This window comes from Malaciobacter halophilus, assembly GCF_002837275.1.
In the GTDB taxonomy this organism is placed as follows: domain Bacteria; phylum Campylobacterota; class Campylobacteria; order Campylobacterales; family Arcobacteraceae; genus Malaciobacter; species Malaciobacter halophilus.
This window is the reverse complement of the sequence record NZ_NXIF01000005.1, coordinates 46,733-61,650: the sequence shown is the minus strand read 5'-3', so window position 1 is coordinate 61,650 and position 14,918 is coordinate 46,733. Positions and strand designations below refer to the sequence as shown.

Below are 14,918 nucleotides of genomic sequence, written 5' to 3'. Positions count from 1 at the left end.
ATTTTAACTACTTTTTAAAAGAGTAAACTGCAATTTTTGAGATAACCTCTTCTAAGGCTTTTGAAGCCGCGCTTTTAATAGCTTCAAATCTTTTTGTATCTGTTATAGTTGAACCCCCATCAAGAGCAAACTCATGTCTTCCAGTTACACTAAATGAGTTTTTATACTCACTATTTTCATATCTTACATTTACACTTACAACTGCTCTGTAAAGTTTTGTGTATCCTTGTTCATCATAATCAAGTTCAGTCATTGATACATTTCCTAAACTTACATAAACAATAGTATCAGCTTCATTTCTATTTGTAACTAGCTTTGCATCTAGTCTATGCACTAAAATTTCATTCATTGCATCTTTGATTAAAACTGAGTTTTTTGGATCTTTAATATTTACAAAAAGATCAACAAACACATTTCCTTGTATTTGTTTTTTTGCATAATAGCTTGAAGGTTTATATCCACACCCTGCTAAAATAAATATTGCAAGAAATGTAACTAGTACTAATAGACTTTTTTTCATTACTAACCTTTAACTACTAAATTCACTAACTTATTTGGTACTACAATCTCTTTGATTATCTCTTTATTTTCAATCCACTTTTGAGCTATTTTTTTAGCTTCAAGTAAAATTTCATCCTTTTGTGCATCAGGTGAGATTTCAATTTCACATCTTTTTTTACCATTAATTGTAACTGCTAGAACAACTGAGTCTAGTGCAAAAACTTCCTCTTTTACTTCAATTTTATTATTAAAATTCTTTTTATCAAATAGTTTATCTGATAATTCCCAACAAGTATGAGGAATAATTGGTTCTAAAATATTAGTTAAAATATAATAACCTTCTGCCCAAATAAGTTCATTTTCTTGTGATTGAAGTGCATTTAAAGCTTCCATTGCACCTGCAATTAAAGTATTAAAAGTATATGTTTTAGTAAATACATCATTTGCTCTTTTTAAAGCTTCATAAACTTTTCTTCTAGCTTCTTTTTCTACTTTGTTTAAAGAGCTATGTTCAATACTTGAAAAGTTTTCAGCTGCTTGTTTTGTAACATGAGAACTTCTTTGAACAAATTTTTTAATAAATTTAAATGCTCCATCAACTGCACTATCATTCCACTCTAACTCTTTTGTTGGAGGTGCAGCAAAAAGGATAAATAGTCTTGCAGTATCAGCACCATACTGTTCTACAATTGAATCTGGGTCAACTACATTTCCTTTTGATTTAGACATTTTTGCACCATCTTTAAGAACCATACCTTGTGTAAGTAACTGTTTAAATGGTTCTCTTGAATTTGTATAACCCAAATCATTTAGCACTTTTGTAAAAAATCTTGCATAAAGTAAGTGTAAAATTGCATGTTCAATTCCACCAATATACTGGTCAACATCCATCCAATAATCACTATCTTTTTTAGAAATACCCTCTTTTTGCCATTTTTTATGGTTTGTTGCATATCTTAAAAAATACCAAGAAGATTGAACAAAAGTATCTAGTGTATCTGTCTCTCTTGTTGCTTCTTTACCACATTTAGGACAACTACATTTTTTCCAAGATTCATGAGTATCTAAAGGATTTCCCTTTCCTGTAATCTCTACATCTTCAGGTAAAGAAATTGGTAAATTTTCTACTTTTTCAGGTACTAATCCACAATCATCACAATGAACAAAAGGGATTGGAGCTCCCCAATATCTTTGTCTTGATACTCCCCAATCTCTTAATTTATAGTTTATTTGCTTTTTACCAATTGAATTTTGTTCAAAATGATAGATTATTGCTTTTTTAGCTTTATTATTTTTAAGTCCACTAAAGCTTTCAGAGTTTATTAACTCACCTTCTAAAGTATAAGCTTCTTTTGGGTTTTCAATAATACCATCAGGGCCTACTATTACTTGTTTAATTGGTAAATCATACTGTTTTGCAAACTCAAAATCTCTTTGGTCATGGGCAGGAACTGCCATTACAGCACCACCACCATAAGAAGCAAGTACAAAATTTGCAACCCAAACAGGTATTAGCTCACCTGTTAATGGATGAATTACATCAATTTCTAAAGATACACCTTGCTTATCTTGAGTAGCTCTATCTCTTTCACTTACTTTTTGCATAGCTTTTATAGCTTTGATTTTATTATCAGGAAGTAGTTTATTTTCTACTATATATTTAACAATAGGATGTTCTGGAGCTAATGCTGAATAAGAAACTCCATAAATAGTATCAGGTCTTGTAGTAAAAACTTCAAATGAGCTAAACTGTTTATCAAGTTTAAATCTTGAATCTTTACAAAGCTCTAAATTAAACTCTAAACCTTCACTTCTTCCTATCCAATTTTCTTGCATAGTAAGAACTTGACTTGGCCAAGAACCTTCTAAAGTTTTTAAATCATCAAGCAACTCTTGAGCATATTTTGTAATAGCAACATAATATCCTGGCATCTCTTTTTGTTCAACAGGAGTATCACATCTCCAACAACATCCCTCTTCTACTTGTTCATTAGCAAGTACAGTATGACAAGGTTCACACCAATTTACAGTTGTTGATTTTCTATATAAAAGTCCCTCTTCATACATTTTGATGATAAACTCTTGTTCCCATTTTGTATAAAGTTCATCTGATGTTGCAAACTCTTGATTTTCAGAAAAAGATAATCCTAAAGCTTTTAATTCATCTCTCATATAATCAATATTTTCATAAGTCCATTTTTTAGGATGAAGTTTGTGCTTAATTGCTGCATTTTCTGCTGGCATACCAAAACTATCCCATCCAATTGGGTGAAGTACATTATAGTTTGCTTTTCTAAAATATCTAGCAAAAGCATCTCCTAAACAGTAGTTTCTAACATGTCCCATATGAATTCTTCCACTTGGATATGGAAACATACTTAAAATATATTTTTTATCTTTTTTTGTATCTTCACTTGGTTCAAAACTACTATTTTCACTCCAATAGTTTTGCCATTTTTTCTCTATTTCTTGTGGATTATATTCCATTAATAAACATCCTTATCTTGACTTTTTGCACTCTCTATTAGTGCTAATGCTATTGAGAAAAGATTTGCTACAATTGCACCAATTGCTAATGCAATTGCTAGTCTTTCATCACCCATAAATGTTAGTACCATAAACGCAGGAATTAAGTGTAAATCTGCAACTAATGAACTTGCTAAGAGTTCTGCTGCTAGAAGATTTTTTACACCAATTTTTAAAATAGTTGATATTACATTTACACCTGCAGCTAAAAATAGTGCTACTGCATTTGGTTCATAGATAAAACCTGCTGTCGTTGTGAGTGACATGAGTGAGAAAAATATATAAGTAACCTTACCCCAATCCATATTAATCCTTTAGTTTTCCATTTTAATTGAAGCAATTATAATATCTAAAAAAGGATAAAATAAGGCTTTGATACTCTAAACTAAAGGCTTTAGAGAAAAGCTACTGTTTGAGCTTATCTCTATTTTTTAATGATTGGAAAAATTTAATGATTAAATAAAGCATTACAAGTTTAATAAATACTTGTACAATTGTATATAAATTAAATCCGTTAAATTCAAATTCAAATGGATTTATAATATTGTGAAATAGTAAATTAAATGTTACATCATCTGTTATATAAAAATATAATCCCAATAATAAATACATTAATAAAAATAAAAACTGCTGTCTTCTCATTTGAACAACACTATAAACAAAGTGCCAAACAAAAAAACTTATAAAACCTGCAATTAACAACTCTCTAAACATCCCTTTTTCTATGTGAATCACATAGTCTCTTGCCACGTCTAAGTAATAAAATTCAATTATTGAAGATATTAACTCTAAAATAAATATCCAAGTTAAAGCTAAATACCAATCTGTTCCATTTTTTGAAGTGTATTTATCGAAGCTATGCAAAAACCCCTTTCTTTCACTTATTGTTTGTTCCATTTTTTTCTCCAAATTTATGTTTATCTATTTTATTTAAAATATTATTAAAGTAAAATAATTGTTTTATATGATAAAGTAAATCAAAAAGGCTTAAATATGGATAATTTTTTTGAATCACCTTTTATAGGTAAGCCAATTAAAGAGCAAATTAGCAATCCAAATATTATTTGTGAAGATTATAGTTACTATTCTGGATACTATCATGGTCATAGTTTTGATGAGTGTGCAAGATATCTAATGCCAAATAGAGATGATGTTGATAAACTAAGAATTGGTAAATTTTGTTCTATTGGAAGTGGTGCAAGCTTTATTATGGCTGGAAATCAAGGTCACAACGCAAAATGGATAAGTACATTTCCTTTCTTTTATCAAGATAATGAGCTATTTTTAAAAGCAAAAGATGCTTTTACTAAAGCTGGAGATACAGTAATAGGCAATGATGTATGGATAGGAAGTGAAGCTATGATTATGCCAGGAGTTAATATAGGTCATGGGGCAATTGTAGGAAGTAAAGCTTTAGTTACAAAAGATGTAGAACCATATAGTGTTGTAGGAGGAAATCCTGCAAAAGAGATAAAAAAAAGATTTAGTAAAGAAGATATAAATATACTTTTAGAGATAAAATGGTGGGATTGGGATAAAAAATATCTTAAAAATGCTATTGAAATTTTATGTAGTGAAGATATTTCAAAACTTCATAACTATTATTTAAAAAAAGTAAAAAAGGAACAGTCTAATTAGACTGTTCCTTTCTCATACATAGCTCTTAACTTCTCTTTCTCTTTTTGTCTTTTTAATTTGTCAGCCTCTTTAGCTCTAAAGTCTGCAATAGAGAACTTTAATTGAACTAAAAATGATGCAGCAATAAAAATAGAAGAGTAAGTACCTACAATAATACCCACAAGTAGAGTAAATGCAAATCCATGAATAATCTCTCCACCAAATGCAAATAGTGTAGCAACAACAAAGAATGTTGTTAATGAAGTAAGTGTAGTTCTTGATAATGTTCTACTTACTGACTCATTTACAATTAGTTTTAAAGCTGTCTCTTTAGAAGTTTGCACACCCTCTCTAATTCTATCAAAAACAATAATTGTATCATTTAATGAATATCCAAGAATAGTCAAAATTGCTGCAAGGATATCAAGATTTACTTCAACAGAAAATAGTGAAATAGCTCCTAAAGCAATAGTAATATCATGAATAAGTGCTAAAATAGAAGCAACGGCAAATCTCCATTCAAATCTATATGATACATAAATTAAAATAATAAAAATTGATAAGCTTAATGCCATCAAACCTTTCTCTCTTAACTCTCCACCAACTTTAGGTCCAACAATATCAACCCTTCTAATCTCAAAGTTTCCTGTTGGGTCTAATACTTTATGAATTCTATCACTAATATCAGTTGATAAATCAGAAGAAGAACCAGAAAGTCTAATAACAACTTCTTTGTCACTACCAAATTTAGAAATTATAGCATTAGCATACTCTGGTTTTGTTTTTAAAACATCTCTAATATCAGGTATTGGAGCAGCTTTTTCATACTTAACTTGAACAATAGTTCCTCCAGCAAAATCAATACCAAAGTTTAATCCTTTAACTAAAAGTAAAACTATTGAAGCAATAAATAAAATAGAAGATAATCCTAAAAAAGGGATTCTTCTTCCCATGAAGTTATATACTTTATTTGATTTAAAAATTTCCATTAACTAACTCCAAACCATTTTTTAGCATTTTTATCTTTTGAGATTTTTGGTAATAATGCTTCGTAAATACCATGTGTTCCTAATATTGCTGTTAACATAGATGCTAAAATACCAATAGAAATAGTTACAGCAAAACCTTTAATAGGACCTGTTCCATATGCATATAAAATTACTGCAACTAAAAGAGTAGTAATATTCGCATCAAGAATTGCTCTCATTGCATTTGCATATCCATCTTCAATTGCTTTTGGAATTGACATACCTTTTTTAAGTAACTCTCTAATTCTTTCTGTAATAATAACATTGGCATCAACTGCCATACCCACGGTTAAAACAATACCTGCCATACCAGGTAAGGTTAAAGTAGCTCCAAACATTGCCATAACAGATACAATAATAAAAATATTAGTAATAAGTGCAATATTTGCAACAATTCCTGCAAGTCTATAATAAACTACCATGAATACAACTACTAAAACAAAACCCAAAATAAGTGCAATCATTGAAGCTTCAATTGAGTCTGCACCAAGGCTTGGACCAACACTTCTTTTTTCAAGTAGTTTTACAGAAGCAGGTAATGCACCACTTCTTAAAGCAATAGCAACATTTCCAGCTTCAGCAATAGTAAATCCACCAGAAATCTGACCACTTCCTCCACCTATTCTTTCTCTAATTGAAGGAGCTGAATATACTTTCCCATCTAATACAACTGCAAGTCTTTTTCCTACACTTTTTGCAGTAAAATCACCAAAGATTCTTGCACCAGCTGAGTTTAAAGTAAAATTAATGATAGGTTGATTTGATTGGTCAAATGCTACTTTTGCATCAATTACTTGATCTCCACTTAAAATAGGAATCTCTTTTACTAGATATAAAATATTTGGATTATTTGTATCTTCTAAAATAATATCCCCATACTCTGCTGCTTGGGCATCACTCATTGTATATACTTGGTCGGCTCTCTCTTCATCAACAGCCATTAACTCTAAATTTGCAGGTTTTGAAATAAGTTCCCTTGCAGATTTCTCTTCATCTTGAGACTTTATCCCTGGTAGTTGAACAACAATATCTGTTTCACCTTGTCTAATAACAGTAGGTTCAGCTAAACCAAATTGGTCAAGTCTATTTCTAATAGTTTCAACTGCTTGAGATACAGATAAATCTTTTGTTCTTATTGCTTCTTCTTCAGTTAAACTCACATCAATATTAAGTCCATCAATAGCAATATTTAAACCATCGATTTTCTCTAACATTTTCTCTATTTTTGGAATTTCATCACCATCTAATACTGTAAAACTTACACTATTTTCATTTATACTTAATTCTTCAATTAGTAGGTCTTCATCTTCAGCAAAATATTTAATTGATGAAGCAATACTTTTAATTTTTGAAGTTACAGCTTCATCAGTCTGAACTCCTAAAAGCATATGTAACCCACCTTGTAAATCAAGTCCTAGTGCAATTTTTTTACCAGTATCTGTCTGCATAAATGAAGGCATTGAAAAAACAACTCCAAATATGATACTTAATATAAAAATTATTAGTCTATAATTAAAGATTTTCAATCATTTTCCTTAGCTTGTAGTACATAGAAAATTTAAAACATACAAAAAGTTGTATGTTTTAAAATAGGTATATTAGTCTAAAAGTTTTGCAACAAACTCTTTTTTTAACTTCATTTCAGTGTTATCATGATTTTTAACAATTAAAAAGTCTTCTTCAACTTTTGTAATTTCTACCATTAAGCCACCATTTGTTACAATCTTATCACCTTTTTTTAATTCAGTTATCATTTGCTTATGAGCTTTAGCTTGCTTCTGCTGTGGTCTGATAATTAAAAAATAAAAAATTGCAAATAATGCAACTAGAGGTAGTAATGAGCTTATTAAATCAGCACTTTGACCTTCCATTAAATTTCCTTTTAGTAAAGTATTTTCTATGTTTTTAGTAAAACAGGTTAATTTTAACAAAACTATTATAATAAAAGGCTTGTTAACTGCTATTTTACTTAGCTGTTTTATTTACTTATCACATTTTAAAATAGAAATAAAACTTCTTAACTCTATTTTAGGTCTAGCCTCTATTTATATGCTACTTACAATTCCTAGATTATCATTAGTAATTGCTGGTTTTTTTACAGGAATTTTATGGTTTTATTGGATTGCTTTTAGCTTTGTTTATTATGAACTAAGCTATTTAATTCCTTTTATCACAATAAGTTTTGGTCTTGTTATGGCTTTATTATTTTTCTTAATAGATTTTATAAAAAAGCCTATATTTAGAGCATTTGCCATTTTTGCATTAACTTATATTGAACCTTTTTCATTTAACTGGTTTAAACTAGAATTACTTTTTATTGATTCTTATTTCAATACATCAAAACTAGCTTTTGCATTAATAATTATAAGTATGTTTTTTCTTACTAGAAAATTAAAATATAAACCTCTTGCAATTGTTTTTTTACTTTTTGCAATTGATTACTCAAAACCAATAGAGATAAAAGAGCCTAAACTGAAAATATATATGTCAAAACTAAATATTTCACAAAGTTTGAAATGGAGTAATAAAAATAGATTAAATATAATTGATAGAAATATAGATGAAATAAATAATGCTATTGATAAAGGCTATGATTTAGTTATATTACCAGAAACAGCTTTCCCATTAATTCTAAACAAAAATCAATTTCTTATGGAGTTTTTAAAGAAAAAATCTATAAAAATTGACATAATCACAGGTGCCATGTCATCTGATAAAAATGGTTATTATAATTCAACTTTTCATTTTTCAAATACAAAAGTAAAAATTGCAAATAAAGTAGTTTTAGTTCCTTTTGGAGAAGAGATACCTCTTCCAAAAATTTTAACAAATTTTATAAATAAAATTTTCTTTGATGGAGCACAAGATTACTCAAAAGCGACACTTCCTACCAACTTTGATATAAATGGCTATAGTTTTAGAAATGCAATTTGTTATGAAGCAACAACAGATGAGATTTTTCAAAATCTAAATAAAACAAAATATATTATTGCAATATCAAATAACGCATGGTTTGTGCCATCAATTGAACCAACAATACAAAAACTTCTAATGAAATATTATGCTAAAAAGTATGGTGTAATAATTTATCATATTGTAAATAAAAGTGATAATTTTATAATAAAACCTTAATGATACTTAATTTTTATTTGTTTTAAAATAGTTTCTTTATCCAGATTTTCATCTATTTGTAAATCTAAAGCATAATCTAGTATTTCTTTGAATTGTTTTGATGGTTTATATCCCAAATCAATCAAATCTCTTCCTAAAACTAAAGGTTTTAAAGCACTATTTTCAATATTTAACTCTTTTGCTTTATTTAGTAACCAATTTATAGCTTTTGGGCATTTTTCTTTATCTTTTATATCTCTTCCTAAACAGTCTGCAAGGCATACTAAACACAAATCTTCAATATTAACTTTTAAAGATAATCTTTTAACTGCTTTTAGTGATGAATTTGCTAAATAGAGTTGAAAAGGAGCTAAGTGAGTCTTTACAAGTGGTATTACTTTTTCTATTAATTTTTTTTCATTTGTAAGTTTTGAAAGAAAGCTAGTTGTTGGCTTTTCACCTAAGGTTTCATGTTTGTGTGAAGTAATTTTTCCATCAATTAATTTTGTACAGTATGGTTTACCTAAATCATGACAAAGTATCGCATAAAATAGATATAGTTTTCTACTCTCATCTTCAATTTGTTCTTTTTTTAATATTTTTGCTAATTCATCAATAGTCATTAGAGTATGAACCCATACATCTCCTTCTGGATGATACTGTTTATCTTGTACACACCCAACTAATGCTTGCAACTCTTCAAAGTGTTTTAAAATTTCTAAACTCTTCATAAGTTCAAACCCTATTGAAGGTCTATTTGATTTTAAAAATAGTTTTTTAAACTCTTCAAAAACTCTCTCTTTAGGAAGTTGTGTTAACTCATTATTATCAACCATACTTTTACATAAATTAAAAGTAGATTCACTCATTTTTAATTCAAACCTAGCACAAAACTGTACTGCTCTATATACTCTTAAAGGATCTTCAATAAATGTTTTATCATTTACATGTCTTAAAATACCATTTTTTAAGTCTTGTATTCCATTATTAGGGTCTAGTAACTTATCCTCAAAATAGTCATATCCAATAGAGTTTATTGTAAAATCCCGTCTTAAACTAGCTTGTTTAAAACTCATATCTTTATTAGTTAAAACTTCAAAACCTTTATGTCCTAAACCTACTTTTTTCTCTTGTCTTGCAAGTGCAAAATCAAAATCGTAGCCATCAACATTTAAAGTTAAAACTCCAAATGATTTCCCCACAAGTTTTACACTTCCAAAAGAGAATAAAACTTCTTGAATATCTTCAAGTTTTTCTATATTAAATAGTTCAATATCATAATCTTTACAAGGAATTTTTAGTAAATTATCTCGAATGCAGCCACCTACAAGAATAGGCTTTGCACCTACTTCTTGTAAAGCTTTTAGTATATTTTTTAGTATTTGAGGAAGTTTAGCTTTTATGTTTATATACATGTACATCTGTTTGTGGATAAGGAATAGAAACTCCTTCTTCATCAAATCTTGTTTTAACTTTTTCTGTTAAATCAAATTTAACAGCCCAATAATCAGGGGTATTAACCCAAGCTCTAACAACAAAATTAACTGATGAATCTGCCAATTCTGAAACAGCAACAGTATTTGCTTCTTCTTGTAATATTTTATCATTTGATTTAAGAATATCTTGAAGAATTGTTTTTGCTTTTTTTATATCATCATCATAGCCAATGCCAACAACTAAATCAACTCTTCTTTTTTCATTTGCATTAACATTTGTAATTGTATTACTTGTAATAGCTCCGTTTGGAACAATTAATCTTTGGTTATCTGGTGTTTTTAAAATTGTATTAAAAATAGAAATCTCTTCAACTGTACCACTAGAACCACCAGCTGTTACATAATCTCCTACTTTAAAAGGTCTAAACATAATAATCATAACACCAGAAGCAAAGTTTCCTAGTGAATCTTTAAGTGCTAAACCAATTGCAAGACCAGCAGCACCTAAAATTGCAAAAAATGATGTAGTATCAATTCCTAATTGTTTTAATGCCGTTAAAGCAACTATTACCATTAAAACATAATAAATAATATTTTTTAAAAACTTTACTAATGTTTCATCAACTCTATTACTTTTTGTCAAAAGTTTCATTGAAGTATCTGTTAACTTTGTTGCAAGCCACTTACCAATAACAAAAATAACAATAGCAATAGCTATATTAAAAGCATAAGTTCCGATTAAATCAGATACTGATTGTACACTTCCTTGCATTTTATATCCTTATTTTATTAGCTCTTCTAATTTAGATACAACTTCAGTGATTAAAACTTCAGTTTTCTCCAACGTTTTTCTATTTACAATTTCAACCATACCATCTTTTAGCTTCTTTCCAACTACAACTGCAAAAGGAAAACCAATAAGTTCGAAATCACCCATTTTAAAACCAAATCTAGCATTTTTTCTATCATCTAAAATTGTTTCAATTCCTGCTTGTTTTAATTGATTATAAATATCAACTCCAACTTCTAACTCTTCATCTTTTTTTGCATTTGAAACAATTATATCAACCATAAATGGAGCAGTAGCTTTTGTCCAAATACAACCTTTTTCATCATGGTTTTGTTCAATTACTGCTGCAACAAGCCTACTTACTCCAATCCCATAACATCCCATGATAAATGGTTGTGCTTTTCCATTTGCATCTAAAAATGTTGCATTCATAGCACTTGAATATTTTGTTCCAAGTTGAAAGATATGTCCTGCTTCTATTCCTTTAGTATGAGATAAAATTCCCCCACAACAAGCACAAGTATCTCCATGTTTTACAGCTATTAAATCAGCAAACTCTAAATCAAACTTAGTTAAGTCAACACCAGTTAAGTGATAATCAACCTCATTTGCTCCGCAAACAACACTATTTTCATCTTTTAATTCTTTATCAAAAACTACTTTAATATCTTTAGGAAAATTTACTATTCCACAAAAGCCAGCTAATAAATTAGCATCTTTAAGGTCTTGTTCTGTTGCATCTTCAAGCTCAATAGCACCCACTGCACCACAAGCTTTTGTCTCTTCAAGTTCGTCTGTTCCTCTTACAAAAAATACAACTGTTTGAGTTTTATCTTCAAAAATAGCTTTTTTTATCACTGCTTTAATAGAGTAATATGGGTCAACTTCTAAGAAATTTGTCACTTCTTCAATTGATTTTAGATTTGGTGTATGTACTTTTTTTATTTCTGTTGTTTGTAAAGGCTCTTTTTTTAATACTTTTCTAGTAGCTGCTTCAATATTTGCTCCATAATCGCATGAATCACAAACTACAATTGTATCCTCTCCTGAGTTTGCCAAAATCATAAACTCTTTTGAACCACTACCACCAATAGCTCCACTATCAGCTTCAACTACTCTAAACTCTAATCCTAATCTTTCATAAACTTTTTTATAAGTTTCTTCCATAAGATTAAACTCTCTTACTAAATCCTCTTGTGAATCGTGAAAAGAGTAAGCATCTTTCATAAGAAACTCTCTACCTCTCATTAGACCAAATCTTGGTCTTGCTTCATCTCTAAACTTAGTATTTATTTGGTAAAGATTAATTGGTAAGTCTTTGTATGAAGTAATTCTATTATTTACCATATCAACTAAAGCTTCTTCATTTGTAGGAGAAAGCACAAAACTTGCATTTTTTCTATCTTTAAATTTTAGAAGTTCAGGCCCCATTGTATTTGCTCTACCTGATTCTTCCCATAAAGATGTAGGAGTAACAAATCCCATTTGTACTTCATTTGCACCTGAATTATCCATTTCTTCTTTTACAATGGCTCTAATTTTCTCTAATACAATTTTTCCAAGTGGCATAAAGTTATAAATACCTGCACCTACTTGGTTTACAAAACCACCTCTTACTAAATATTGGTGGGATGCTAAAGTTGCATCTTTTGGTGCTTCTTTAGTAGTTGGTATAAACATATTTGAAAATTTCATTAACTATTATCCTCTTTCATTTATTTTCAATGCGTGTTCACATTTATATTTATTTAACATATTTGAGTCAGTATTTAAATCAAACATTGATTGAACTGCTCCTAAAACAATATCACACTCCATATTTTTTGATAAATGTTTCATTTTTTTAGAAGGATGATGTAAATACTCTGTTAAAACTGTTTTGCAAAGTTTTCTAATATTTGCTTCATCTTCTTTTTTTATAAAACCTTTTTTTATAGCATTATTAACTTTTTTATCAATAACCTCATCACCTTTTATATATAGATGCTTAATTACAGGTTCTACTTCTAAAGTCTTTAGCCAATCAAAAAACTCAACTGACATCTTACCTACTATTCCATATGCAGTTTTTGCTTGTTTTGCTTTTAATTCCATATTTGAATTTACAATAAACTGTAAATCATCTACGGAGTAAATTGTTAAGTTAGGCGATTCAATCTCATCAATATCTCTTGGTACTGCAATATCAAACCAATACCTATCAAATTCACATTCACTTACCATCTCTTGTGTAATAATAGGATAAGGTGCAGCTGTTGCTGTAAGCATAACTGGAATATGATTTAACAATTGCTTTAAATTACTGTACTCTTCAACTTCTATGTGCTCTTCAAAACTTTCAGCTAAAATCTTAGCTTTTTTAATATCCCTACTAATTAAAGTTACTTTAAAGCCTTTTGAGATTAAGTGCTTAACAGTAAGTTCACTCATCTCCCCTGCTCCAATTACTAAAGCTTTAATTCCGTCTTGATTTTCAACTACTTCTTTTGCTTTTAAAACTGCTGTACTAGCAACAGAAACAGAACCTGTTCCTAAACTTGTTGCCGTTCTAACTGCAGCAGCACATTTAAATGCATAATGAAGAGCTCTTGGTAGATTTTGTTGACAGTAGCCTTTTGAAAGAGAGAATCTAAAGGCATCTTTTAATTGTCCTACTATTTGCGTTTCTCCAATTACTAAGGAGTCTAAAGCTGAAGCAACAGAAAACAAGTGATGGATTGCTCCTTCGTTATCATAAATATCTGCTCTTTCAAATAAATCATCATAATCTAATTGTGAATATTGAGCTAATCTTTTAATAATTAGTGACGATGCATAAGATACATTTGAAGTTGAAATAACAATTTCAACTCTATTACATGTAGATAATAAAATAGCCTCTTTTATAACAGCTTCTGCATGTAACTGTTTTAAAAATCTATCTTTATTCTCTTCATTTGGAAAAGCAAGTTTTTCTCTTGTTTGTATATCAGTATTTTTATGTGAAAAGCTTATTACTAAATAACTCATTACTAAAACTCTCTTTCAATCATAGCTTTCATTATTTGAACCAAAGAGTCATCTTTTTCATTTTCAACTGCTTTAATAGCCTCTAAACCTAAAGTTTTTGCTTGCTTTATACTATCATCTAAAGCTTTTGTAGCTTTCATTTGCTCTTTAATCCAAGAGCTTTGTTCAATAGTTAACTCTTTTTTATAAAGCTGTTCTAATTTTTCTTTATCTTCAACTCTTTCATGTAAAAGTAAATATGGAATAGTAACCTTTCCTTCTACAAAATCTAAAAGTGCAGGTTTACCAAGAGTTTGTGAATCTTGTGTAATATCCAAAATATCATCAATCATCTGAAAAGCCAATCCTAGATTTTTCCCATAAAGTGCAAACTTTTGTGCATCTTTATTTACTAAAAGAGCTGCAGCTTTTGCACTAGCTTCAATTAAAGAGGCAGTTTTTTTATAAATCATATCTAGATATTTTTCATATGAAGTATTAAACTCTTCTGTTAAATCAACATCTAACATCTCTCCAATACTTAATAGAGTAACAGCACTAGAAACAGTAGTGGCAACTTGTGTTGGCATTTTTGCTAACTCAGTAAAAGCTTTTGAATATAAAACATCTCCAAACATAATAGCTGTTTTATTATCATACAAAGCATTTACAGAAGGTTTTCCTCTTCTTGTATCTGATTCATCAATTACATCATCATGCAAAAGAGAAGCTGCATGTATCATCTCAATAACAGCACAAAGCTTTATTGATTCTTCACTAACTCCTGCTATTTTTAACACAAGTTTACTTCTTAACATTTTTCCTGTTGATAGTTTATCTAATAACTCTAAACATTTTTTATCATTACACTCTTGCACAAAAGTGTGTATTTGTGCTTTTACTTTTTCTAATTCAATCAAT

Annotated in this window: 14 protein-coding genes; 2 read left to right on the top strand and 12 right to left on the bottom strand. The window is 29.1% G+C overall.

Annotated elements, in window-relative coordinates:
* Positions 1 to 7 precede the first annotated feature (7 nt).
* The 4 genes from lptE to CP960_RS01095 all read right to left on the bottom strand — a co-directional run bounded on the left by lptE (position 8) and on the right by CP960_RS01095 (position 3,924).
* On the bottom strand, positions 8 to 520 hold the full coding sequence (lptE, locus tag CP960_RS01110) for an LPS assembly lipoprotein LptE (RefSeq protein WP_101183376.1): 513 nt from the start codon (positions 518 to 520) through the stop codon (positions 8 to 10).
* Positions 521 to 522: 2 nt separating this feature from the next.
* Positions 523 to 2,988, bottom strand: a complete 2,466-nt coding sequence (gene leuS, locus CP960_RS01105; RefSeq protein WP_101183374.1) for a leucine--tRNA ligase — start codon at positions 2,986 to 2,988, stop codon at positions 523 to 525.
* Positions 2,988 to 3,332, bottom strand: coding sequence for a DUF6394 family protein (locus tag CP960_RS01100; RefSeq protein WP_101183372.1), 345 nt, complete (start codon positions 3,330 to 3,332; stop codon positions 2,988 to 2,990). Before CP960_RS01100 ends, leuS begins: the two co-directional genes overlap by 1 nt.
* A gap of 100 nt (positions 3,333 to 3,432) precedes the next feature.
* The gene (locus CP960_RS01095) at positions 3,433 to 3,924 is read right to left on the bottom strand and encodes a hypothetical protein (RefSeq protein ID WP_101183371.1); all 492 of its coding nucleotides are present in this window, start codon (positions 3,922 to 3,924) and stop codon (positions 3,433 to 3,435) included.
* 96 nt (positions 3,925 to 4,020) lie between these two features.
* Between CP960_RS01095 and catB the strand changes: the two genes are divergently transcribed.
* The gene (catB, locus tag CP960_RS01090) at positions 4,021 to 4,665 is read left to right on the top strand and encodes a type B chloramphenicol O-acetyltransferase (protein WP_101183369.1); all 645 of its coding nucleotides are present in this window, start codon (positions 4,021 to 4,023) and stop codon (positions 4,663 to 4,665) included.
* Here catB and secF read toward each other — a convergent pair.
* From secF to yajC, 3 genes are all read right to left on the bottom strand, one after another.
* The gene (gene secF, locus CP960_RS01085) at positions 4,662 to 5,633 is read right to left on the bottom strand and encodes a protein translocase subunit SecF (RefSeq protein ID WP_101183366.1); all 972 of its coding nucleotides are present in this window, start codon (positions 5,631 to 5,633) and stop codon (positions 4,662 to 4,664) included. The two genes, catB and secF, sit on opposite strands and share 4 nt — an antisense overlap.
* The gene (gene secD, locus CP960_RS01080; protein ID WP_101183364.1) at positions 5,633 to 7,198 is read right to left on the bottom strand and encodes a protein translocase subunit SecD; all 1,566 of its coding nucleotides are present in this window, start codon (positions 7,196 to 7,198) and stop codon (positions 5,633 to 5,635) included. Before secD ends, secF begins: the two co-directional genes overlap by 1 nt.
* A 72-nt stretch (positions 7,199 to 7,270) precedes the next feature.
* Positions 7,271 to 7,543 (bottom strand): preprotein translocase subunit YajC, encoded by a 273-nt coding sequence (gene yajC / locus CP960_RS01075; RefSeq protein WP_101183362.1) that lies wholly within the window; start codon positions 7,541 to 7,543, stop codon positions 7,271 to 7,273.
* Between the two features lie 28 nt (positions 7,544 to 7,571).
* Between yajC and CP960_RS01070 the strand changes: the two genes are divergently transcribed.
* The gene (locus tag CP960_RS01070) at positions 7,572 to 8,804 is read left to right on the top strand and encodes an apolipoprotein N-acyltransferase (protein ID WP_101183361.1); all 1,233 of its coding nucleotides are present in this window, start codon (positions 7,572 to 7,574) and stop codon (positions 8,802 to 8,804) included.
* On the opposite strand, the gene CP960_RS01065 is transcribed toward CP960_RS01070, so the two are convergent.
* From CP960_RS01065 to CP960_RS01045, 5 genes are read right to left on the bottom strand one after another with little or no spacing between them, the layout of a single operon-like run.
* Positions 8,801 to 10,198, bottom strand: a complete 1,398-nt coding sequence (locus CP960_RS01065; RefSeq protein ID WP_101183359.1) for a CCA tRNA nucleotidyltransferase — start codon at positions 10,196 to 10,198, stop codon at positions 8,801 to 8,803. The two genes, CP960_RS01070 and CP960_RS01065, sit on opposite strands and share 4 nt — an antisense overlap.
* The gene (locus CP960_RS01060) at positions 10,176 to 10,991 is read right to left on the bottom strand and encodes a mechanosensitive ion channel family protein (RefSeq protein WP_101183357.1); all 816 of its coding nucleotides are present in this window, start codon (positions 10,989 to 10,991) and stop codon (positions 10,176 to 10,178) included. The genes CP960_RS01065 and CP960_RS01060 overlap by 23 nt, the downstream gene beginning before the upstream one ends.
* A 9-nt stretch (positions 10,992 to 11,000) precedes the next feature.
* Positions 11,001 to 12,704, bottom strand: coding sequence for a proline--tRNA ligase (locus CP960_RS01055; protein ID WP_101183355.1), 1,704 nt, complete (start codon positions 12,702 to 12,704; stop codon positions 11,001 to 11,003).
* A 6-nt stretch (positions 12,705 to 12,710) separates the two neighbouring features.
* Complete coding sequence (gene hemA, locus CP960_RS01050) at positions 12,711 to 14,018, bottom strand: glutamyl-tRNA reductase (protein WP_101183353.1); 1,308 nt, start codon at positions 14,016 to 14,018, stop codon at positions 12,711 to 12,713.
* Positions 14,019 to 14,020: 2 nt separating this feature from the next.
* The gene (locus CP960_RS01045) at positions 14,021 to 14,917 is read right to left on the bottom strand and encodes a polyprenyl synthetase family protein (protein ID WP_101183351.1); all 897 of its coding nucleotides are present in this window, start codon (positions 14,915 to 14,917) and stop codon (positions 14,021 to 14,023) included.
* Position 14,918 lies beyond the last annotated feature (1 nt).